The sequence below is a fragment of the Polaromonas sp. A23 genome (genome assembly GCF_002001015.1).
Lineage (GTDB): Bacteria > Pseudomonadota > Gammaproteobacteria > Burkholderiales > Burkholderiaceae_C > Polaromonas.
On sequence record NZ_MUNO01000024.1, the window covers coordinates 23,616 to 42,226 of the forward strand.

Below are 18,611 nucleotides of genomic sequence, written 5' to 3' on the forward strand. Positions count from 1 at the left end.
AAGAGCCAAGTAAACGTCCTGTAAAGAAGCGGGACGGTTTCCCTACCGTGGCACGAACCCGCAGGCCGACTGTGTGTTAAAGCGCATTGCTATCATATTGGTAGCTGCTCGCGTCCGTATCGTCTTGGCTAGAGGCAGATTGGACGCAAAAAAGGAACAGGGGCGACGACTGCGAATCAGGAGGGCATGCTTAGAATCAACGCATCCCTTTTGACCGAGACCTGCCTGTGACCGACCCTGTTGCTTCCAGCCTGCGCATCTGCCGCGCCGACTACCACCAATCCGCGCATGCCCAAGCGCTGGTGTTTCTGCTTGACGCCTATGCCCGCGACGCCGCAGGCGGCGGCCAGCCGCTCAGCGACTTTGCCAAAAACCACCTGGTGGCGGAGCTGGCCGCGCGGCCCCAGGCCTTCAGCGTGTTGGCCTTTGACGGCACGGAGCCGGTCGGGCTGGTCAATTGCATCGAAGGCTTTTCAACCTTTGCTTGTCGGCCGCTGGTCAATGTGCATGACGTGGTGGTGCTGGCCAGCCACCGCGGCCAGCGCGTCGGCGCGCAGATGCTGGCGCTGGTTGAGCAGATTGCGCGCGAACGCGGCGCCTGCAAGCTGACGCTGGAAGTGCTGCAGGGCAACCGGAGTGCCATCACGCTCTACGAGAGAATTGGCTTTGCTGGCTACCAGCTTGACCCGGCGATGGGGCAGGCGCAATTTCTTCAGAAGTGGCTGGCGTGAAACTTGGCGCGTGCTGACCTGGCACTAGCCGGTCTTGGCTTCAGTCCTTCCCAGCCCTCGGGCCAGCAACGTACCTATCGCAGCGCCGGCAACTTCGGCCATCACGAAACCGGGCGCACTGGCGGGCGCGATTCCGGCAAAGCTGTCGGAGAGCATGCGGCCCAGCACCGCCGCCGGGTTGGCAAACGAGGTGCTGGCCGTGAACCAGTAAGCCGCGCCTATGTAGCAGGCCACCAGTGCCGAAGCTTTGCCAGGCGGTGCACGAAGAATCACCAGCACCAGCCCGGCGGTGGCCACCGCTTCGGCCAGCCATTGGCCCCAGCCTGCAAACTGGCCGGCGGCATTCCAGCCGCCGCGCAGCTTGCTGCTGAACTGCAGCACTTCCATGTCAAACATGGCGTGCGCCAGCCAGGCGCCGGCAACAGCGCCCAGCAATTGGGCTGCTATGAAAAAGAGAGCTGCTTGCGCCCGTCGTTCGTGGGGGAACATGCCTTTTGACCACATAACCAGCGTCACCACCGGGTTGAAGTGGGCGCCGCTGATCGGGCCCAGAACCTCGATCAGCACATAAAGCGCAAACACTGTCGCCAGGGTGTTGGCGAGCAGCGCAATCGCCATGTTGCCGCCGGACAGCTGTTCGGCCATGATGCCCGAGCCGATGACGGTGCACAGCAAGGCGGCCGTGCCCAGAAACTCTGCCAACAGGCGTTGCACCAGCGGCGGCGTGGTGGCCGCGCTCATGCCTTGCAGCACGCCGGGCTGAACATCGACAGCACCTGCGCCCAATAGGATCGGCGCGAGGGGTATTTGCTGGTGGCAAACAGCCCGATGGTTTCAGGTCCTGTGGCGCCGCGCGGGTAGTGGAAGGTGCCAAAAATCTGATCCCAGACCATCAACGCGCTGCCGTAGTTGCTGTTGCCTTCTTCTGGCCGGTTCGAGTGGTGCCAGCGGTGCAGCTCGTTGGTGCTGAAAACATAGTTGAGCCAGCCATGGCGCAGTGGAAGGTTGACGTGCTGAAGCATCTGCACCGGCTGGGTCAGCGCGATGTAGCCGAGCAAAACATCGGCGGGGACTCCCAGAAGCATCAAGGGCAGCATGCTCAAGCTGTGCTTCAGTGCGTATTCGAGCGGATGAACGCGGAAATTGTTGATGGCGTAAAGACGCTCGCTGCCATGGTGCAGAGCGTGCAGCCACCACAGGCTGGTCTGGGTGTGGTGCCAGCGGTGTACCCAGTACTTTCCGAACTCGGCCAACAGCGTGACCAGCAGCACCTGCAAGGCGAAGGGCGTGCCATCGGGAAACACGCCGGTTGCCGGCTCGCTCGTTCCGTAAAGCGCCACGACGGCAAGCGGCGACAGCCATTTAAGCAATGGCTGCACCGCTCCGGCCAGCAAGCCGAAGCTCACCCAGTCGGTTCTGGCGTCGCTCCGCGGCACATTCCACGCGGCCTGGTGCGGCATGTAACGCTCCAGCAGCATGGCCAGCCCCAGGGCGCCCAGGCTGCTCAGCAAAATTGGCAGTTCCAGGTTGGCGCCGATGTGCCGCGCATAAAGAAAACTGCCAACGCTGATCAATAGCGCGCCAGGCAACAGGCTTCTTGAGATGATGTTTTTCATGAGACAGGTAAGAAGTGATGTAAAGAAAAATCAGGAGGATCCGGCCAGATCGCGTGCGGTCTGCTGCACCATGTTTCGCTCAAGCTTCTCGGGCGGCAGGTTGATCAGAATTTCCAGGCGATGGCGTATCTCGATCAGGGTCTTGCGGAAGGCCTCCAGTTTTTGCACGTCGTCACCGTCGCCTTCGGACGGGTCGGCATAACCCCAGTGCGCGGTGGCCGGCTGGCCGGGCCAGTAAGGGCAGACCTCGCCGGCCGCGTTGTCGCAAACCGTGATCACGAGGTCCATGTGGGGTGCGTCCTGCTTGCCGAACTCGTCCCAGCTTTTGCTGCGCAGGCCTTCGGTGGAGATGCCCGCGTTTTGCAGCACCTTCAGCCCGAACGGGTTCGGCTGCTGGTTCTCACGCGGGCTGCTGCCGGCGGAAAAGGCCCGGAAGCGCCCTTTGCCAATGTGGTTCAGCGTGGCCTCGGCCAGGATGCTGCGGGCCGAATTGTGGGTGCATAAAAAGAGGACATTGAGGGGGCGCGCGGGCATCGGAAATTCTCCATCAAGAATGGTTGTTGACAGGACGATCGATCAGAGAAGCTCTTCGCCCGCTTGTCATTCCGGACTTGATCCGGAATCCATGACGGCGGTATGACAGGGGCGCGTTGTCTTTTCATTGCAGTGTTCGTAACTCAGCAAACCGCGCCTGCTGCCGTGGCGCAGGGGCCTTCGCTGGCGGGCACGCCCGGTCGCGGTGCTGGCGAAAGCCCCTCCACCGCAGGCAACACCACCACCGGCGAAAAGCCGCCGCCGGCGGTGCGGAAGTTGGTGGTTTGCCCGGTGTAGGTGCGCGCCGCCAGCAACTGCACCTGGCCGCGATAGGTGTAGGCGCGCAGGTCCAGCTTCAGCCGGGTGGGCACGCCATCAACATCCACCAGCCGTTCACTCGGCGGCACCAGGGCTTGCGCGATAAAGCCGCCGGCGAGGATGTTGGTCCAGACGCCGCGTGTGAGTTTGTCGCCGCGGTAGGCGGCCTTGGCGCCGTAACCTGCCACGGGCTTGAAGAAGAGTTGGCGCCGCTTGGCCCAGAGCGCATCAGCATGTTCGGCTGTGACGAGTTCGGTGTGCGGAACCACGGCTTGCAGGACGCGTCGATCTTCAGTGGACACGCCCCATGAGGCTAGCAATGCATCGTTGCCCAGGGTGATGAGGTTGCGCTTGTCGGCAAACAGTGCATGCGCACGCGGGTGCGGCGTCACCACGGCCGCGCCGGCCACATAGGCACTGCGCAGTGCGGCATGGCTGGGTTCAGACAGGCTGAAATCGGTCAGGCGGTTGTAAACCAGATCGACCGCCACGCCCGGCAGGGCCGGGTGCCACAGTGCGCCGTCTTTCCACTGCAGCTCGCTCGCATCGCCCACAGCCGCCGTGATGCCGTGCGCGATGAACAGCTGCCGCGCCAGGGCAAATTCAGGCGCCATGTATTGCGCTTCGGGCGCATCGTCGGTGATCAGAATGCTGCGCAGTGGTTGCGTGCCGCGCTGCGCCTGCCACTCGGCGCGGAACATGTCCACAAAAGTCTGGTTGATTTGCGGCAGGTCGCCGGACGCGTCCATCAGCCCCTGCATCGGCTCACAACATTCGCGGTGCGCACGCGCCAGCGCGGCGTTAAGCAACGCGCCGCCGGCATTGGTGTTGATTTCAATCAACCGTGGGCCGTCTTCACCCAGGTGAAAGTCGTAGCCCATGAAAACGCTCGCGGGCCCAAAGTTGTGCTGGGCGGTTTCGGGTGCATGGGCCAGCACCAGTTGCTGGTAGGCGGGCAGGGCGACCACACGTTCGATGGCCGCAATGGCCTGTCCCAATGCGGCGCGCATGCCCGGGTCCACAAACACGGCAGTTTCAGAAAACAGGTGCGGGTGGGTCGTGGCCAGCCCGTCCAGCATGCCTTGCAGGCAGGGGTCGGTTTCAAGCTGCTTGCGCAAGCGGTCGGGGTTGAGGGTGCGGCACAGGCACCCCAGGTTCAAGGTCTCGGCGAGGTTCATGGCGGCGGCCTTGTCAGCAGGTTGCGCAGGAAGCAGCGTCGGCCACTTCGCAGGCCTCACCCTGACAGCAGTGCTTGGTCATGTAGTTCATGAGCTCCACCATGTGCTCAAAGTTGGCGCGGTAAATCAGGTTGCGGCCGCGTGGCTCGCTGCTGACGAGGCCGGAGTGCGCCAGCTCCTTCAGGTGAAAAGACAGCGCACTGGGCGCCACTTCCAGTTGCTCGGCAATGGTGCCCGGGGTCAGGCCGTCCGGGCCGGCAACCACCAGTGCGCGGAAGGTGCGCAGGCGCTGCGCCTGGGCCAGTGCGGCCAGCGCCTTGACGGCGGCGGCTTCATCGAGGGATTTTATTTTCATAATTCAAATATAATTGAATTATCGAATTGAAGCAATCGAACAAGGAGAAATGCGCATGGCCGACATCACGATTTATCACAACCCACAGTGTGGAACCTCCCGCAACACCCTGGCGCTGATCCGCAACAGCGGCGCCGAGCCCGAAGTCATTGAGTACTTGAAGACACCCCCCAGCAGTGAAACGCTGAAGCAGCTCGCGGCACAGACGGGTGAGCCGGTGCGGGCGTTGATGCGCAGCAAGGAAAAGCTGTATGCCGAACTCCAGCTCGACAATCCGGCCCTCAGCGACGAACAACTGCTGGACGCCATGCTCGCCCACCCCATTCTGATTAACCGGCCGATCGTCGTGACGCCGCTGGGCACGCGCCTGTGCCGTCCCTCTGAAGCGGTGCTGGACATCCTGCCTGCGCCGCAGCGGGGCGCTTTCACCAAGGAAGACGGCGAGCAAGTCATCAATGACAAGGGAGAACGTGTTGCCGGCGCTTGAAGATCTTCCCAACGTAGACAAAGCCCTGTTTGCGCCGCCATCAAGCAGCGCACTGCAGGCCTTTCGCCCTTCGGCGCATGCGCCGCGCATTCTGCTTCTGTATGGTTCGGTGCGCGAGCGTTCCTACAGTCGCCTGCTCAGTGAAGAAGCCGCGCGCCTGTTGCAGGCCATGGGCGCGGAAACGCGCACCTTCAACCCGAGCGGCCTGCCGTTGCCCGACGACGCACCCGACAGCCACCCCAAGGTGCAGGAGCTGCGGCAACTTGCGCAGTGGGCCGAAGGCATGGTCTGGACCTCGCCCGAACGCCACGGCGCCATGACCGGCATCATGAAGTCGCAGATCGACTGGATCCCGCTGGCGCAGGGCGCGGTGCGGCCGACGCAGGGCAAAACTCTCGCGGTGATGCAGGTCAGCGGCGGCTCGCAGTCTTTCAACGCCGTCAGCCAGTTGCGCGTGCTGGGTCGCTGGATGCGCATGCTGACCATTCCCAACCAGTCATCGGTGGCCAAGGCCTTCCTGGAGTTCGACGAGGCAGGGCGCATGAAACCCTCGGCGTATTACGACCGCGTGGTGGACGTGATGGAAGAACTCGTAAAGTTCACGCTGCTCACGCGTGACGTGGCGCCTTACCTGGTGGACAGGTACAGCGAGCGCAAGGAGAGTGCGGAAGCGCTGGCGAAAAGGGTGAACCAGCGAGGTTTGTGAGGTTTATAAGCCAAATCGGCCATTAGCCCTTTAGGTGCGGGCGCAAGCAGCTATTGAATTGGTAGCGCGTGGTCGAGCGGACTTAGATCTCAGTCAAATACATACTCCACCTCACCCAACCAGCGCTTTTCGATGAGCGTGAGATTGGCCCGCTTTCCAACCTGTACCCGGTGACCTACAGAGCTGCGAAAAGCGGTTCCCTGAACTTCTTCCAGCCATCTGTCTGCTGTCTCGTCGGGGAAGTCCAAATCGAGATCTTCAGCGGCGTCAATTCCGCTTTCATATCCTTTGGCATAAGCGAGCAGAAGTGACATGGTGCAGCGATGGTGGCCTGGAACGCAGTAAAAAACACCAAAAGCCCTGTCGTAAACAAACGGACGACTCAGATCGGCAAGGTGGAACGGCTTCGGTTCAGAGGCGCCGGCTTCCTTGAGTGTCTCCAATTGTTGAGAGGTCAAACTGCGCATGTTTGTCTGGTTCAGGCTGCAGCCTGGTACTTCAAATCAGGCCGGGAATGGCGCTTGTGGTTCATGGCTTTTATCTTTCACACGTCGACATATTCAGACGCCGGGCGTGCGGATGTCGGGGACGTTGGGGACGATGCGTTCGATTTCATGCTAGTCCGCTTTCGTGGCGCTTGCATCGGTTATGAATGAGGGTGTAAATAAATCACACCAAAATTGGTAGTGTGGCGACATCAACCAGTTGCGCGTACTGACGATGCTCAACCAATCGCCAGTGGTCAAGGCGTTTGTGTAGCTCGATGCGGCGGGTGTGTGGAACTTTCTTCGTATTGCGGCCACGTGGTGGCGCGATGGAAGAGATCGTTAAGTTCACACTGACCAAGCGCGACGTCGCGTCTTACATGATTGGGCCGGTACGGCGAGCGCAAGAAGGCGCTGGCCAAGTCGGTGAATCAGTGGGGTCTCTGAGTTTTATGAATTAAATCCGCATCTGGCCCTTCAGGGGTAGGCAGAAACAGCTATTTAATTTATAGCGGATTGCCTTGTGCCTTTGCCGGATGGACCTGTCGCTATAGTGACGAGTAGCGATATATGTCCTTATCCGAGCAGTCTTGAACTGTTTTGAAGACTACCAAGATGTGGACTTCCAGAACGATCCGTTAAAGGTGTATGAGGCGCGCTCCGCGCTATTACACGGCGAATGGTCTCCCCGGGATAAAAGCATGCAAGAGATCGCAGCAATAGTTGAGATGCTCTGTTCCTTATGTGTTCTGTGCATGTGCGAACTGATGCAAAGAGTGGTCCGTAAAGATGGAAATGTTCTGTCGGCGGAGTGGGACAATTTAATGAAAACTATGTCAAAGGATGGTCCTGCGTTTGTCGAAAGCTATGGATATTCGTGATTCAAATATAAAACACGAAACCCATGGGCAGTACCATTCAAAGCCAACCCGTGGAGTGAACGCAATGGCTAAAAGTACATCAGAGACACCGAGGGCGGCCGCAAAAAAAGTCAGCGCCAAGGTAGCCAAACCGGGCAAGACGGCGCCGAAGGTGCAGCCGCCCCAGGCTGCCAAGCCGGTTCTTCTTTCAGGCGGCAATCCGCAGATCGCAAAGGGCTACGGCGACGCCCCCGTGCAGGCCTACATCGCGGCCATGCCGGGCTGGAAAAGCGAGCTCGGGCGCCGCCTCGATGCGCTCATTGTTCGCACCGTGCCAGGTGTGCGCAAGGCCGTCAAATGGAACTCGCCGGTTTACGGTGTCGCAGACGAGGGCTGGTTCCTCAGCATCCATGTCTTCACGAAGTACGTCAAAGTAGCTTTCTTCCGCGGCACGTTGCTACGACCTGTACCGCCCGGGGAGTCCAAGCAAAAGGAAGTGCGCTATCTCGACATCCACGAGGACGACCTGTTCGACGAAGCTCAGCTTTCCGACTGGGTAAAGCAGGCAAGCCAATTGCCCGGCGAACGAATGTGAGCGGACCCCGGTCATCTCCCTTCGCAAGTGCGAAAGGGCGAACAACAACAACCATGAGAAATGGAGCAACAGGCATGAGCAAAAGCAAGAGCAGCTCAACGGAAGAAAAAGACGGAGCCTCTGCCTCCCAGCTGATAGACGCAAAAATCAGCGAACTGGGTGACTGGCGGGGCGAGACGCTGGCCCGGGTCCGGACGCTCGTCAAGCAGGCCATCCCCGACGTCGTTGAGGAGTGGAAGTGGAGCGTTCCGGTCTGGTCTCACGCTGGAATCATCTGCACCGGGGAGACGTACAAGAAAGCCGTGAAACTGACCTTTCCCAAGGGCGCATCGCTGGAGGATCCTTCAGGCCTGTTCAATTCCAGCCTCGAAGGCAACACCAGGCGCGCCATCGATTTCCACGAAGGTGACAAGATTGATGAAAAGGCGTTGAAGACGCTCATACGCGCCGCCGCCGCGCTGAACAGCTCATCGGCCCGGTAGCCGAGTCGGAAGACTCAGGCGTCCTTACGCAGCCGGGCAGGCTGCGTTCCTGGGCGCACAACTTCTTTACGAAGCAGCAGCGCAGTGGGGATGAAGGTCAACCATGGCGTGACATAGAAGACCGAGAGATACCAGTACTTGTACAAAAAGCTCGGGCCATGGCCAAGGTACACGCCGCAATACAACGCGTCGAGTACGGCAAACGGAATGGTGTAGTAAGTGGAGATCCAGAAGGCACGGCTAAGTCTGGTTTCGACTCTTCCACGCTGAAGCACGAAGATCGCAGCCAGTGAAATGGCGACTGACAAAAGGATAGCGCCAACAGCCTGCCCGACCGGCGAGTACTGCTGGTAGTAGGAAGGCAGGCCGGCAAGCCAGAACGCAGCCCAGGCACACACCGCCTGCAGGAAAAGATGAAGGTGCTTGCGCAGGTTCATGGTCAGGGGTGCCTGAGTTGACTCAGGTTGCCCAAACTGTGGCGCTGCATGCTACCGACGCGAGAGAGGCGGCTGTTCAAACGTTGTTCCGGAAGGGCGAGGGTGATGAGCATGAGTGGAGTGTGCAGCAACGCGGTGAGCTTCCATGGCGTCCCACTTTAATCTGTCCCCCCTAAAAATGCGAAAAGGTGTGAGGTGGCCGGATGACATAGCGTCGGTCGATCGAAAAACACTTTTTGTCACATTCGCTCGCGTTGCGTTCAGGCCACGATCTGAGTTTTCCCCAACAATTTGACGCCTTTCATGTGGAGAATGGTCTTGTGACTATTCGAACCATGCGTCTTACGCCTATCAGCACCTTTGTCCTCGCCGTCCTGCTGGGCGCTTTGCTCTGGGCGGTGGCTCCAGTCGCTATGGGGCGCCCCCTCATGCTCTGGGAAGGGGTTGTTGTTGCTGTCGCGATCTTTGCACTTTTGGAGTTGTGGCGACGGCACCGGCTCTGGCGAGAGCGTGAGCAAACCGAAAGCTTGCGCGACTCGGCTCTCTGGTGACGCTCTGCCGGCGAACGAGGGTTGCAAAGATACTTTCCTTTTGGGCCGAACGTGAATGCACCATACGTTAATGGGGGGCTTTTCTACGGCTTCGGCAATGGTGTTGTCACAGGACAAACGCCGAAGTGATGCAGTACGTTACGCACCAGTGCATCCATATGTGGGTCAACTGCCAGCACCCAGCTTGCGCCGACCGCTCCGGCATTGAACACCCGGCCACCTTGGGGCCGCTCCCAATAGATCATCTCGGCTGACAACCCATCCAGCGAAGCTGTCGATCCTTCGAAGTAGTCCATGTAGGCGTCCATGGGACCCGGCACCGGTCGCATACCCTGGGCAATGACCTGGATGCCGTCCTGTGTGGCAGGAAGCACTGCATCTGGGGGAATGTGCCGGGTCATTTTGGAAATGCTTGCCATGGTTAGATCCCACTCATGACCCACGGCGCGGGGGAGAGACCCGCCAGGCCCATGCCCAAACGAGGCGCCGGCGGTCAAGCTGGTTTCAAATGGCTCATGAAAAAGGAAGTGCTTTGCGTCCTTTACCCTGTAGGTGCCGAAGTCCTCTGCGCTGGCAAAGCCCCAGCCAGCCGACTCAAGTCCGATGACATTGGAGCAGGTGCGGTCGTTAAAGCGCCACAGCCCACCGCGCTTGCCGTCCTGACTGTGGTACTGCTCACCGTGAATCCCACCGGGGGCTGCGTGCTTTTCACCGGGCCCTTCGCCGGGATGCTGCGGTGTGTTTGTCTTGCGTTGCTCCATCACGGTGCCGTCGGCGTTGAAACTGACTCGCCAGTACATCGTGTTTCCCGAAAGGACAATCGCCGTGCCGCCTTTGGCAAGGTAGTCGTCAAGGCCCTGGTAAGCCGGTGCCGACCAATACTCGCTGTGCCCGTTGACGATGACAGTGCGGTAGGCGGTAAGCAAGTCAGGATCGCGGTGCAAATCCAGGTCGGTGATAACGTCATAGTCGTAGCCGTGACTGTCCAGCCATACGTGCAAATGGCGCTCAAGACGGCTCCACTGACTGAAGCCACTTCCATCCGGGGCGTACAGCGCCGTGGGCGAAGCATTGGGCCAGGGCATGCGCAGCCCGGCGTAATACGTTGGCTGTCCGCCGCTATGCGCTGTGTAGGTGTTGTAGGTGGGAGCCTCGGGGTGGCTGTTGGGAAGGCCCACGCCGCGCCGCGGCCAGGTCGCTGGCGCCGACCGGTTTTTTGCGAATGGAGATGAACTGTAGGCCAGCCAAGTGTTGGTAGCGCACAGCACCATGCATGGTGCAGCAGAGCGCTCCGATGACCGCTTGACGATAAAGGTAACGTCATTGCGCATGCGGTCGCCGTCCAGCTCGAAATCGAAACGACCCACATAGATCCCAGGCTTGGCGTCACTGGGGATGGCGACACGATGGGTTTCGGTCCAGCGGCAATCGACAAGGTCGTCGCTGGCCAGCCGTAACCCGTGGCCGCGGCTCGGATCGTCGCTGGGTTCGTAGGCGCCGGTTCGGCCGGTGAAACGGTTCACTTTGGCGGGATTGAAAGCCGGACCGACGATCATCCAGGTGGCGTGATTAATGATGCGGCCTTTCCGGCCGTACTGGCTCACATCGCAGATACAGTCTCCATTTTCTTCAGACAGAGGCCAACATGCCAACACGTTGTTACCCGTTGCGGCGTGCAACCCTGACTCGGAATAGCGCTGCCGGATCGCTGCATCATTCAGACGTTCTGCATACAGGACTGGCATGGTGAGATCGGCATCAAGAAAATGCTCAGCGGAACCGTGTATCGCACAGGCACCCAGTCGCAGAGGCGATCGTCCCGGCAAGCAGGATACCGGGCCACGCCCGACGGCCGCATTTTGGCCGTTGACCCAAAGCGTCAACGCACCCCGGTCAAAGGTGGCGACGACATGAGTCCACTGCATTTCCACCAGCCTCGGCCCAGTCAGCAGGCAGGCAGGCTCGTATTCACCACCTGAACCGCAATAGAACTCGATACCGCCGTCACGTGCGATGGAAAGCTGGAAGCCGCATTGGTGTGGCCAGTCAAATTGACTAATGACACTCTGACGCTTTTCAAAACTCCAGGGTTTGATCCAGCATTCCAGTGTCAATGCATCAAGTACCACGTCGGAGGGCAACCCCTGATCAACCGCCACATACGAGCCTGGATGAATGGCCTGGACTACCGGCGATGAACATTCCAGGGTGTGGATAACGATATCGCTTGAGAAATTGTCAACGTCGGGTCCCAGTTGACAGAGCGAGAATCGATACGGGACGGTGCTGCTGACGTGAAAACCAATGCTGTCACCGGCAGCAATACTGATGCGGCTTGAATAGGCGTGCAACCCAGGCAGCTCGATCGCCCGGTGCGGGGGAATAGGAGATTTCATCTGACCATCACAGCTCAAGCAATCGTTCAGCCGTGCGAGCGGCACCATCCAACGCCTGTGCGTAGCTCAGCGTACGCCACCCACCTTCCGACTTGCGCTCGGCGATGAAGACCCGATCCGGGTACTGGGCAGCCCATATTTCCAGCCAATCCACCATCGTTCTTTGGTAGTCGCCGAGCGGCTGGTTGTCGCCAAAGATCAGCGTGCCGTCCGCACGGCGTTCCAGCGATATTCCGAGTTTCAAATCAGGCCCACCGAATGGATTTCAGCCTGCAGATCGGATAGCGACTGCTCCAGCAACTCGACCAGTTCATCGAGTTCTGCACGCGTTGATGTGAGCGGAGGCGTGATCATCTGAAAATCTCCAAATTCCCCCTTGTTGGCGCGACGGTTGTACAGCGCAATGCCCCGCTTCAGCCCATGGGCCGTCAAGCGAGCCGGTGCGTTGAACGAAACAGGGAGCTGTTTTTTGCTTTCCTTGTCACCAACCAGTTCGATAGCCAGGAGAAGGCCCTTTCCCCGCACATCGCCGACCAGCGCAGAGCGCTCAGCCATCGCCCGGAGTTTGTTTTCCAGATAACAGCCGTTGTCGCGGGCTTGCTCGACCAAATTCAACCGGGTTACCTCATCCAATACGGCATTTGCAACAGCGCACGACAGGGGGTTGGTGAAATAAGTGTGGCCGTGGACGAACCCGCCGGAACCGGCGATTGCATCAACGATGTGGTTGGGTGCCAGAACTGCGCCCAGCGGCGTATACCCGGCGGCCAAACCTTTGGCCAGCGTTACCAGGTCGGGCCGCGAATCGGCCCAGTGGTGGGCGCTCAGGAACTCACCGGTTCGGCCGGCCCCGGACATGATCTCGTCGAAAATCAGCAGCACTCCATGGTGATCGCAGATCTTTCGCACGGACTGAAAATAGCGGGGTGAAGAAACAACCCCACCGGTGGAGAGCCCGCCGATCGGCTCCATGATGAAAGCGAGTACGCTCGCCGGCCCTTCCGACAGGATGATCGTTTCCAGCTTGGCTGCGCAGGCTTCTTCAAAGCTTTCAACGCTGTGACCCTCGGGCAGGCGATAGGACAGCGGAGCTGCTACCTTGGGGAGTGTCTTGACCATGGGCCCGTACAAAGCGAGCGTGCTCGAGTCTCCTGTGACTGCCAGTGCTCCCAGGGTGGCGCCGTGATAACTCGGGTTGCGCGATATGACTTTGACCCGACTTGCCTGACCGCTTACCACCGCGTATTGACGCGCGAGTTTGATGGCTGATTCGTTGGCTTCTGAACCACCGGACACAAAGAATGCGCGATCGAATCCTTCGCCAGCGAGCTCGCACACCTTGTCCGAGAGGCGGATGCTCAACTCGCTTTCAAAGAAGCGCGGATAGGCAAAGGTGACCTTTCGCGCCTGTTCCTGCATCGCTTGAAGAACCTGGGGGTTGCCGTGCCCGATGTTGGTTACCACGGCGCCCGATGTCGCGTCAAGGTAGCGTTTCCCGTGCACGTCCCACAGGTACACGCCTGCAGCGTGCGCAACCTGTGGTGGCCGGGGCGTCCCCTTGGGAGCGTAAAAACCGAGTACCGAGCCACCCTTCGGTGTGTCGCCGACAGTTCGTGCTGCGCTTGTATGTTGTGACATGGATTTTGAAGGGTCGAAGAGAAACCGTCCCTGCGGCGCAGGGACTCAGGCGATGAGGCTGGGTGTAACTAATCGGCGGTGAAGCCGGAAGCTTTGATGACGGGCGCCCATCGCTTCATGTCGCCCGCAACAAGTTGCCCCAATTCATCGGGAGTGCTCGGGTTGGCTTCCATGCCCAGCTTGAGAAGTCGCTCCTGGATTTCCTTCTGCGCCAGCACCTTGTTGAGTGCAGCGTTCAGTTTTTCGACAACCGGCCTGGCTGTGGAAGCGGGAGCAAGCAAGGCGGTCCACTCTAGGGTTTCGAAACCAGGGATGCCCAGCTCTTTGAGCGTCGGGACACCGGGCAGCAGCTGTGCGCGCTTATCTCCGTTCACAGCCAGCACCCGGAGTTTGCCGGCTTCATGATGCGGTGCGACGTCAAGGACCGGGAGAATGCCGGCGTTGATCTGTCCACCCAACAAGTCTTGTACCAGTGGGGCGGCACCTTTATACGGGATGGCTTGCAGGCCAACCTTTGCGTCCACGCCGAGACGATAACCGAGGAAATGAGAGACGCTACCTGGGGCAGGGACTCCAAAATTCCCATTCTTGGGGTCTCGGCGCGCCAGTTCCAGCCATTGAGCCACCGATGTGGCGGGCAATGAGGCCGGGACAGTGACAGCTTCGTAAAAGCTCGTCATCCGTCCGACGGATTTGAAGTCTGTCGTAGGGTTGTACTTCGCGGCCCGCGAAGTCAACGGCAGCATTACCATCATGTGGCTGTTTGCCACCAGAATGGTCGTTCCGTCCCCGGTCGCGTTACGCACATAGTCCGCCGCTATTTGGCCCCCCGCGCCTGGCCGGTTGTCGACAATGATGGCCTGGCCCAGTTCGTCCTTAAGCCTCTCGGCCACCATGCGCGCCAAAGCATCGGAGGAACCGCCGGCGGCATAGCCGACGACCAGACGCAGTGGTGGGCGATCCTGCGTCTGGGCAAGGGTAGGGCTGAATGCCATTACGGACGCACTTGCGCAAAGCAGGAATTTGAAAACATTCATGACCAATCCTTTGACATGAGCAGGTAAAGACGCCGCTGGGTTGCGGATGAAACCATAGTGTCTGGTGAATGATTTCCGGCGGGTAGTATGCTGATGCCAATATCACTCATGCACGGCGCGTATGACCACCAAGCTGGACCGTTTGCAACTGATCACGACCTTTCTGGCCGTCGCGGAGGCGGGTAATCTGTCGCTGGCGGCGCGGGTACTGGGAACCACACAACCCACCGTGAGCCGGCGGCTTCGGGACCTTGAACAATTGCTTGGAGCCCGCCTGGCTACGCGGACAACGCATCGCTTTTATCTCACCCCTGAAGGTGATGAACTTCTGCGCCGGGCTGCGTCCTGGGCCGACGTCTGGAACGAGTGGGAGCAGGTTCTCAAGACGACATCCATGCTGCCCAAAGGAAAACTCACGCTGATTGGTCCCTATGGATACGGGAATGCTTTCCTGATGGACGCGGTAACAATTTTTCGCAAGACTTATCCGGAAGTGGAGGTGGAACTATGTCTGACTGACCGGCATGTTGACGTCATTGGCCAAGGCGTTGATTGCTGGATTCGGGTGGGCGGCAGTCCCGACCAGTCGCTGCACGTCAGACGCATTGGAAAAATGCGCAGAATCCTGGTGGCTTCGAAGGAGTTTGCCGCCAAACACAAGGTGGCAGGCCCCAATGATCTGCTGGCGTTGCCGTTTGTCGGCCTTATTCCACATATTACGGACAAGCTGGTTCTGGTTTCAGCGAAGGGCAGAGATCGCAGAGAGATTGCCATCAAAACGCCAGTGTCCACCGATGGTTTGCTGGCCAGCTACAAGGCCGTGCTCGACGGACTGGGAATTGGCGCCAGCGCGCGCTGGCTCTGCGAAGGCGATCTGGAAAAGGGGCGAGTCAAGCGGATCCTTCCTGGATGGGAACTGGAACCGATTTCCATCGAAGCTGTCACTGTAGCGGGCCGCTTTCGACCAGCGCGAATCAATGCCTACCTTGACATTCTTTGCGACGTGTTGGGTAAGCTCGACGGATTTGAGCCCCACACCACGGTTCGTCCTTAGAACCGTGAAGACGGGCGTAGGCCAGAATCGCACCCATGACAACTCCCAAGCTACTGACCGGGTTCGCGGACGGCATCATGACTGTGTCCTTGAACCGCCCCGAAAAACTCAACGCCATTGACAATGAGCTTGCCCGTGCACTGCTTGCCGCCATTGACCTGGCCTCGCGTGATGCTGCTGTTCGGGTGCTTCTGCTGCGCGGTAACGGCCGGGCATTTTGTGCAGGCAGGGACGTCACCAGTCCACCAACAGAGGATGACCTGATTTTGGTTCAGGCTGTGGCCAAAGCGCTTGTGAGCTTGCCCAAGCCGGTCGTCGCTTCCGTTCAAGGCTGGACCGTTGGTGCCGGGTTCGAGTGGATGCTCAATGCCGACATCGTGGTCGCAGGGGAGAGCGCTCGCTTCAAGCTGCCGGAGGCATCGATCGGGGTTTTCGTGACTGGCGGATTGACCGCAACACTATCTGCCTACGCAGGTGTTGCGCGAGCCAAGGCCCTGATGCTTCTGGGCGAGGAATTTTCGCCAGCACAGGCGCAGGCTTGGGGACTTGTCTGGAAAGTTGTTCCCGATCAGGAGCTCGAATCGGCTTCCCAGCAAATCAGCGCCAAGCTGGCGTCGCTTCTACCGGCGGTTGCTGCCAGGTTCAAGCGGGTGCTCAACGAAACCGGCCTTCGCCACTTCGACGATGCCATCGCGCTCGAAAACGAGGCTCAGCGAGCGTTGGGAGGAAGTGTGGGGGCTTAGCATTCAGTGAGGGCGACCACTACTTCCCAAGACGAAGCCACGTGGCCGCAAAAGCCAGATTGCACTTCTTCACTCGATAACCTGGCGGAAACAGGATCCCTCAGGTACCGATGCGGCCCCCGTCAGCCTTGGTGATCACGATGGTGGCTGACCGCGGGCGCTTCCCTGGACCATAACCCGCGTTGCCCGGCCACTGGCTCTGGTACTTGGCTGGATCGGAAATCGCAGCCATGGGAGTGCCCTCACCAGGGTGCTGGATGTTGATAAACAGCGCTTTGCCGTCCGGCGTCTCACACGCGCCGGTGATTTCGCAACCTGCAGGGCCCACCAGGAAACGCTTGAGCGTGTTGGCGGTTGGTGCCTTGCCAACCTGGGTCTGAACGGCCAGGTTGCCATTGGCGCCCGGGTAGTTCAGGGTCACCTGTTTGCCATCACCTACTTGCCCTGGCAGGGCGGCCAACATCATGCAGTTTGTTTTGTCGGTGTAGGCCCCGTCATCTGTCTGGATCCAGCAGATGCCGGTGTATGGGCTGAACCAAAGGCCATCAGGGCTGGACATGTCCTGGTCATCGGTCAGGTTGGACAGGTTGACAGGGCTTGCAGGTGCACCCGCCTCTGCGCCAAACAGGTACACGTCCCAGGTCAGGGTGGTGGCCGATGGCGAGTTGCCGGCTTCCCGCAGGCGCAGGATGTGGCCATTGGGGTTGCCGCTTTGTGGCTTGCCGTTCTTCATGTCGGTATAAACACGCGGGTTGCTCGCGTCAGGCAGCAACTGCGACGAGCCCGTGGGGGTGAGACTGCGGTTGCTGTTGTTGGTCAGCGTGAAGTAAACCTCGCCATTTTTTGGATTGACGCCGCACCACTCAGGCCGGTCCATCTTGGTGGCGCCCACTGCGTCAGCGGCCACGCGCGTGTTGACACAGATGTCGGCCTGGTCTGCAAAGGGATAGGCGGTGTAGTTTTTGACAGCCGGGGTGTTGAGTGACAACTCGATCCACTGACCGGTGCCGTCGCTGTTGAACTTGGCCGTATAGAGCTTGCCGCTATCCAGGTATTTGTCGCCGGCACCCATGCGGTTGGCTGGGTTGGCATCGGCCGGATCCCATTTCGCATCGGACACAAATTTGTAGATGTACTCGTTGCGGGAATCGTCACCCATGTACACAGCCAATGGCTGACCAGCGACCGCTTTACCAAACACTGCGCTTTCATGCGCGTAGCGACCGAGTGCGCTGCGTTTTTTGGCCAGCTTGGTGGGCTCATACACGTCGACCTCGACCACATAGCCCTGACCGTTCAATTCATTGCGGTAGTCATCGCTGCCGTCGGCAGAGGTCCCGGTTTTGCTGTTGTTCCAGCGGGCATATTTGTCTTCCGTGCCAGCGGTTTCCCATCCGTGACGGGACGCTGCACCTTGCCCGCGGCCATAGCGGCGCAGCGAAGTGGCCGACTTGTCGTTGTTGCGGCGCGCGTCGTCACCAGCGGTGCGGTGGAAGTAGCCCGCCCAGTTTTCCTCGCCCGTCAAAAAGGTGCCCCACGGCGTGAGACCGGTACCGCAGTTGTTGATGGTGCCGCGTGTTTTTGTGCCGGTCGGAGAATACTTGGTGACCAGCAAGCGGTTACCGCGTGCCGGGCCGGAGATTTCGATGTCGCTCTGCGGCGTCAGGCGGCGGTTGAATGGTGAACTGGCCAGGTAGTTCCACTTGTCGCCAGACTTGCGCACCTCGACGACTGCAATGCCGTGAATGGCTGTTTCCTTGTCCACTTCGGCGGCCGGTCGGGGCAGGCTGGCCTTGCCTCCATCGGTGTGAATGAAAAAAGAAGTCAACTTTTCGTCGGTCGTGGCTTCGTGGTTGATGGCGAGCAGGCCGCGGCTCACGGATGAGCGCGAGGGCTGACCGCTTTCGCTCAGGCCAAACCACTCCATGCCATCGTGATGGTCGCCAGCACGTTTATCGAAATCAGCGTCGGAGCCATCGTTTTTAAAGGGGGTTGCGTTGCCCAGAATCGGGTCACCCAGGGCGTAAATGATTTCTACCTTGTAGCCCGGTGGCACGCTGACGACGTCGGCCAGGCTTTTGGCGACTGCCGGGAACCCAAGGAGTTTTTCGCCAGGCAATGCCATGGAGTGGGTCATTGCATCGCCAGCGCCGGTTGCGCAACCGGTCAACGCGGCGCCACCCAACACGGCGGATGCAGCAGCGCTTGCGCCCCCGCGCAGCATGTTGCGGCGGCTGAGGCGAGCACTCAGGACCGAGTCAAAGGTGGGGTTGGATGTGGTGTTGGAGTCTTCGTTGTTGAAGATATCGGATGGGCGTGGAGGGGTGTGCGTCATTTTTTATATTTCAGAGAGGGTTGATAAATCGGAGCCTGCAAGGCATCAAGGCGTCGACAGTCTGAAGCACGGG

Annotated in this window: 19 protein-coding genes; 7 read left to right on the forward strand and 12 right to left on the reverse strand. The window is 59.7% G+C overall.

The window, feature by feature from the left end; genetic code table 11:
- Positions 1-227 precede the first annotated feature (227 nt).
- On the forward strand, positions 228-731 hold the full coding sequence (locus B0B52_RS13245; protein ID WP_077594125.1) for an N-acetyltransferase: 504 nt from the start codon (positions 228-230) through the stop codon (positions 729-731).
- A gap of 24 nt (positions 732-755) precedes the next feature.
- Here the strand turns inward: B0B52_RS13245 and B0B52_RS13250 are convergent, their stop codons facing one another.
- The 5 genes from B0B52_RS13250 to B0B52_RS13270 all read right to left on the reverse strand — a co-directional run bounded on the left by B0B52_RS13250 (position 756) and on the right by B0B52_RS13270 (position 4,732).
- Positions 756-1,472 carry an MIP/aquaporin family protein gene (locus B0B52_RS13250; RefSeq protein ID WP_077594166.1) on the reverse strand — a complete coding sequence of 239 codons (717 nt, stop codon included), beginning with the start codon at positions 1,470-1,472 and terminating at the stop codon, positions 756-758.
- Entirely contained in the window at positions 1,469-2,347 is an 879-nt protein-coding gene (locus B0B52_RS13255) for a sterol desaturase family protein (protein ID WP_077594126.1), read from the reverse strand. Before B0B52_RS13255 ends, B0B52_RS13250 begins: the two co-directional genes overlap by 4 nt.
- 30 nt (positions 2,348-2,377) lie before the next feature.
- A complete protein-coding gene (locus tag B0B52_RS13260) occupies positions 2,378-2,881 on the reverse strand; it encodes an arsenate reductase ArsC (protein WP_077594127.1) in 504 nt (167 codons plus the stop codon).
- A gap of 143 nt (positions 2,882-3,024) precedes the next feature.
- Positions 3,025-4,377 (reverse strand): hypothetical protein, encoded by a 1,353-nt coding sequence (locus B0B52_RS13265; RefSeq protein ID WP_077594128.1) that lies wholly within the window; start codon positions 4,375-4,377, stop codon positions 3,025-3,027.
- Between the two features lie 13 nt (positions 4,378-4,390).
- Positions 4,391-4,732 (reverse strand): helix-turn-helix transcriptional regulator, encoded by a 342-nt coding sequence (locus tag B0B52_RS13270; protein WP_077594129.1) that lies wholly within the window; start codon positions 4,730-4,732, stop codon positions 4,391-4,393.
- Positions 4,733-4,787: 55 nt separating this feature from the next.
- Between B0B52_RS13270 and arsC the strand changes: the two genes are divergently transcribed.
- Together arsC and arsH are read left to right on the forward strand one after the other, a co-directional pair.
- Positions 4,788-5,219 carry an arsenate reductase (glutaredoxin) gene (arsC, locus tag B0B52_RS13275; RefSeq protein ID WP_077594167.1) on the forward strand — a complete coding sequence of 144 codons (432 nt, stop codon included), beginning with the start codon at positions 4,788-4,790 and terminating at the stop codon, positions 5,217-5,219.
- The gene (gene arsH, locus B0B52_RS13280; RefSeq protein ID WP_077594130.1) at positions 5,188-5,925 is read left to right on the forward strand and encodes an arsenical resistance protein ArsH; all 738 of its coding nucleotides are present in this window, start codon (positions 5,188-5,190) and stop codon (positions 5,923-5,925) included. Before arsC ends, arsH begins: the two co-directional genes overlap by 32 nt.
- 89 nt (positions 5,926-6,014) lie before the next feature.
- On the opposite strand, the gene B0B52_RS13285 is transcribed toward arsH, so the two are convergent.
- A complete protein-coding gene (locus tag B0B52_RS13285; protein WP_077594131.1) occupies positions 6,015-6,392 on the reverse strand; it encodes a hypothetical protein in 378 nt (125 codons plus the stop codon).
- Positions 6,393-7,355: 963 nt separating this feature from the next.
- Here B0B52_RS13285 and B0B52_RS13290 point away from each other — a divergent pair.
- Together B0B52_RS13290 and B0B52_RS13295 are read left to right on the forward strand one after the other, a co-directional pair.
- Positions 7,356-7,865 (forward strand): DUF1801 domain-containing protein, encoded by a 510-nt coding sequence (locus B0B52_RS13290; RefSeq protein WP_139351935.1) that lies wholly within the window; start codon positions 7,356-7,358, stop codon positions 7,863-7,865.
- Positions 7,866-7,939: 74 nt separating this feature from the next.
- A complete protein-coding gene (locus tag B0B52_RS13295; protein WP_217349799.1) occupies positions 7,940-8,347 on the forward strand; it encodes a DUF1801 domain-containing protein in 408 nt (135 codons plus the stop codon).
- A 14-nt stretch (positions 8,348-8,361) separates the two neighbouring features.
- Here B0B52_RS13295 and B0B52_RS13300 read toward each other — a convergent pair whose 3' ends face one another.
- The 5 genes from B0B52_RS13300 to B0B52_RS13325 all read right to left on the reverse strand — a co-directional run bounded on the left by B0B52_RS13300 (position 8,362) and on the right by B0B52_RS13325 (position 14,406).
- The gene (locus B0B52_RS13300) at positions 8,362-8,784 is read right to left on the reverse strand and encodes a hypothetical protein (protein WP_077594133.1); all 423 of its coding nucleotides are present in this window, start codon (positions 8,782-8,784) and stop codon (positions 8,362-8,364) included.
- Positions 8,785-9,418: 634 nt separating this feature from the next.
- Positions 9,419-11,779, reverse strand: coding sequence for a LamG domain-containing protein (locus B0B52_RS13310; RefSeq protein WP_077594135.1), 2,361 nt, complete (start codon positions 11,777-11,779; stop codon positions 9,419-9,421).
- Positions 11,739-11,975 carry a hypothetical protein gene (locus B0B52_RS13315; protein ID WP_077594136.1) on the reverse strand — a complete coding sequence of 79 codons (237 nt, stop codon included), beginning with the start codon at positions 11,973-11,975 and terminating at the stop codon, positions 11,739-11,741. Before B0B52_RS13315 ends, B0B52_RS13310 begins: the two co-directional genes overlap by 41 nt.
- Positions 11,972-13,369 carry an aspartate aminotransferase family protein gene (locus B0B52_RS13320; protein WP_077594137.1) on the reverse strand — a complete coding sequence of 466 codons (1,398 nt, stop codon included), beginning with the start codon at positions 13,367-13,369 and terminating at the stop codon, positions 11,972-11,974. The genes B0B52_RS13315 and B0B52_RS13320 overlap by 4 nt, the downstream gene beginning before the upstream one ends.
- A gap of 68 nt (positions 13,370-13,437) precedes the next feature.
- Entirely contained in the window at positions 13,438-14,406 is a 969-nt protein-coding gene (locus B0B52_RS13325) for a Bug family tripartite tricarboxylate transporter substrate binding protein (protein ID WP_077594138.1), read from the reverse strand.
- Positions 14,407-14,527: 121 nt separating this feature from the next.
- Here B0B52_RS13325 and B0B52_RS13330 point away from each other — a divergent pair, with 121 nt between their 5' ends.
- Together B0B52_RS13330 and B0B52_RS13335 are read left to right on the forward strand one after the other, a co-directional pair.
- Entirely contained in the window at positions 14,528-15,460 is a 933-nt protein-coding gene (locus tag B0B52_RS13330) for a LysR family transcriptional regulator (protein ID WP_077594139.1), read from the forward strand.
- Between the two features lie 35 nt (positions 15,461-15,495).
- Positions 15,496-16,203, forward strand: a complete 708-nt coding sequence (locus B0B52_RS13335) for an enoyl-CoA hydratase/isomerase family protein (RefSeq protein WP_077594140.1) — start codon at positions 15,496-15,498, stop codon at positions 16,201-16,203.
- A gap of 100 nt (positions 16,204-16,303) precedes the next feature.
- Here the strand turns inward: B0B52_RS13335 and B0B52_RS13340 are convergent, their stop codons facing one another.
- On the reverse strand, positions 16,304-18,538 hold the full coding sequence (locus tag B0B52_RS13340) for a PhoX family phosphatase (protein ID WP_077594141.1): 2,235 nt from the start codon (positions 18,536-18,538) through the stop codon (positions 16,304-16,306).
- Between the last annotated feature and the right edge of the window lie 73 nt (positions 18,539-18,611).

Bases quoted from the DNA above. Each gene is read 5' to 3' on its own strand.
- B0B52_RS13250 (WP_077594166.1), bottom strand. From the start codon at position 1,472: ATGAGCGCGGCCACCACGCCGCCGCTGGTGCAACGCCTGTTGGCAGAG.
- B0B52_RS13255 (WP_077594126.1), bottom strand. From the start codon at position 2,347: ATGAAAAACATCATCTCAAGAAGCCTGTTGCCTGGCGCGCTATTGATC.
- B0B52_RS13260 (WP_077594127.1), bottom strand. From the start codon at position 2,881: ATGCCCGCGCGCCCCCTCAATGTCCTCTTTTTATGCACCCACAATTCG.
- B0B52_RS13265 (WP_077594128.1), bottom strand. From the start codon at position 4,377: ATGAACCTCGCCGAGACCTTGAACCTGGGGTGCCTGTGCCGCACCCTC.
- B0B52_RS13270 (WP_077594129.1), bottom strand. From the start codon at position 4,732: ATGAAAATAAAATCCCTCGATGAAGCCGCCGCCGTCAAGGCGCTGGCC.
- arsC (WP_077594167.1), top strand. From the start codon at position 4,788: ATGGCCGACATCACGATTTATCACAACCCACAGTGTGGAACCTCCCGC.
- arsH (WP_077594130.1), top strand. From the start codon at position 5,188: ATGACAAGGGAGAACGTGTTGCCGGCGCTTGAAGATCTTCCCAACGTA.
- B0B52_RS13285 (WP_077594131.1), bottom strand. From the start codon at position 6,392: ATGCGCAGTTTGACCTCTCAACAATTGGAGACACTCAAGGAAGCCGGC.
- B0B52_RS13290 (WP_139351935.1), top strand. From the start codon at position 7,356: ATGGCTAAAAGTACATCAGAGACACCGAGGGCGGCCGCAAAAAAAGTC.
- B0B52_RS13295 (WP_217349799.1), top strand. From the start codon at position 7,940: ATGAGCAAAAGCAAGAGCAGCTCAACGGAAGAAAAAGACGGAGCCTCT.
- B0B52_RS13300 (WP_077594133.1), bottom strand. From the start codon at position 8,784: ATGAACCTGCGCAAGCACCTTCATCTTTTCCTGCAGGCGGTGTGTGCC.
- B0B52_RS13310 (WP_077594135.1), bottom strand. From the start codon at position 11,779: ATGGTGCCGCTCGCACGGCTGAACGATTGCTTGAGCTGTGATGGTCAG.
- B0B52_RS13320 (WP_077594137.1), bottom strand. From the start codon at position 13,369: ATGTCACAACATACAAGCGCAGCACGAACTGTCGGCGACACACCGAAG.
- B0B52_RS13325 (WP_077594138.1), bottom strand. From the start codon at position 14,406: ATGAATGTTTTCAAATTCCTGCTTTGCGCAAGTGCGTCCGTAATGGCA.
- B0B52_RS13330 (WP_077594139.1), top strand. From the start codon at position 14,528: ATGACCACCAAGCTGGACCGTTTGCAACTGATCACGACCTTTCTGGCC.
- B0B52_RS13335 (WP_077594140.1), top strand. From the start codon at position 15,496: ATGACAACTCCCAAGCTACTGACCGGGTTCGCGGACGGCATCATGACT.
- B0B52_RS13340 (WP_077594141.1), bottom strand. From the start codon at position 18,538: ATGACGCACACCCCTCCACGCCCATCCGATATCTTCAACAACGAAGAC.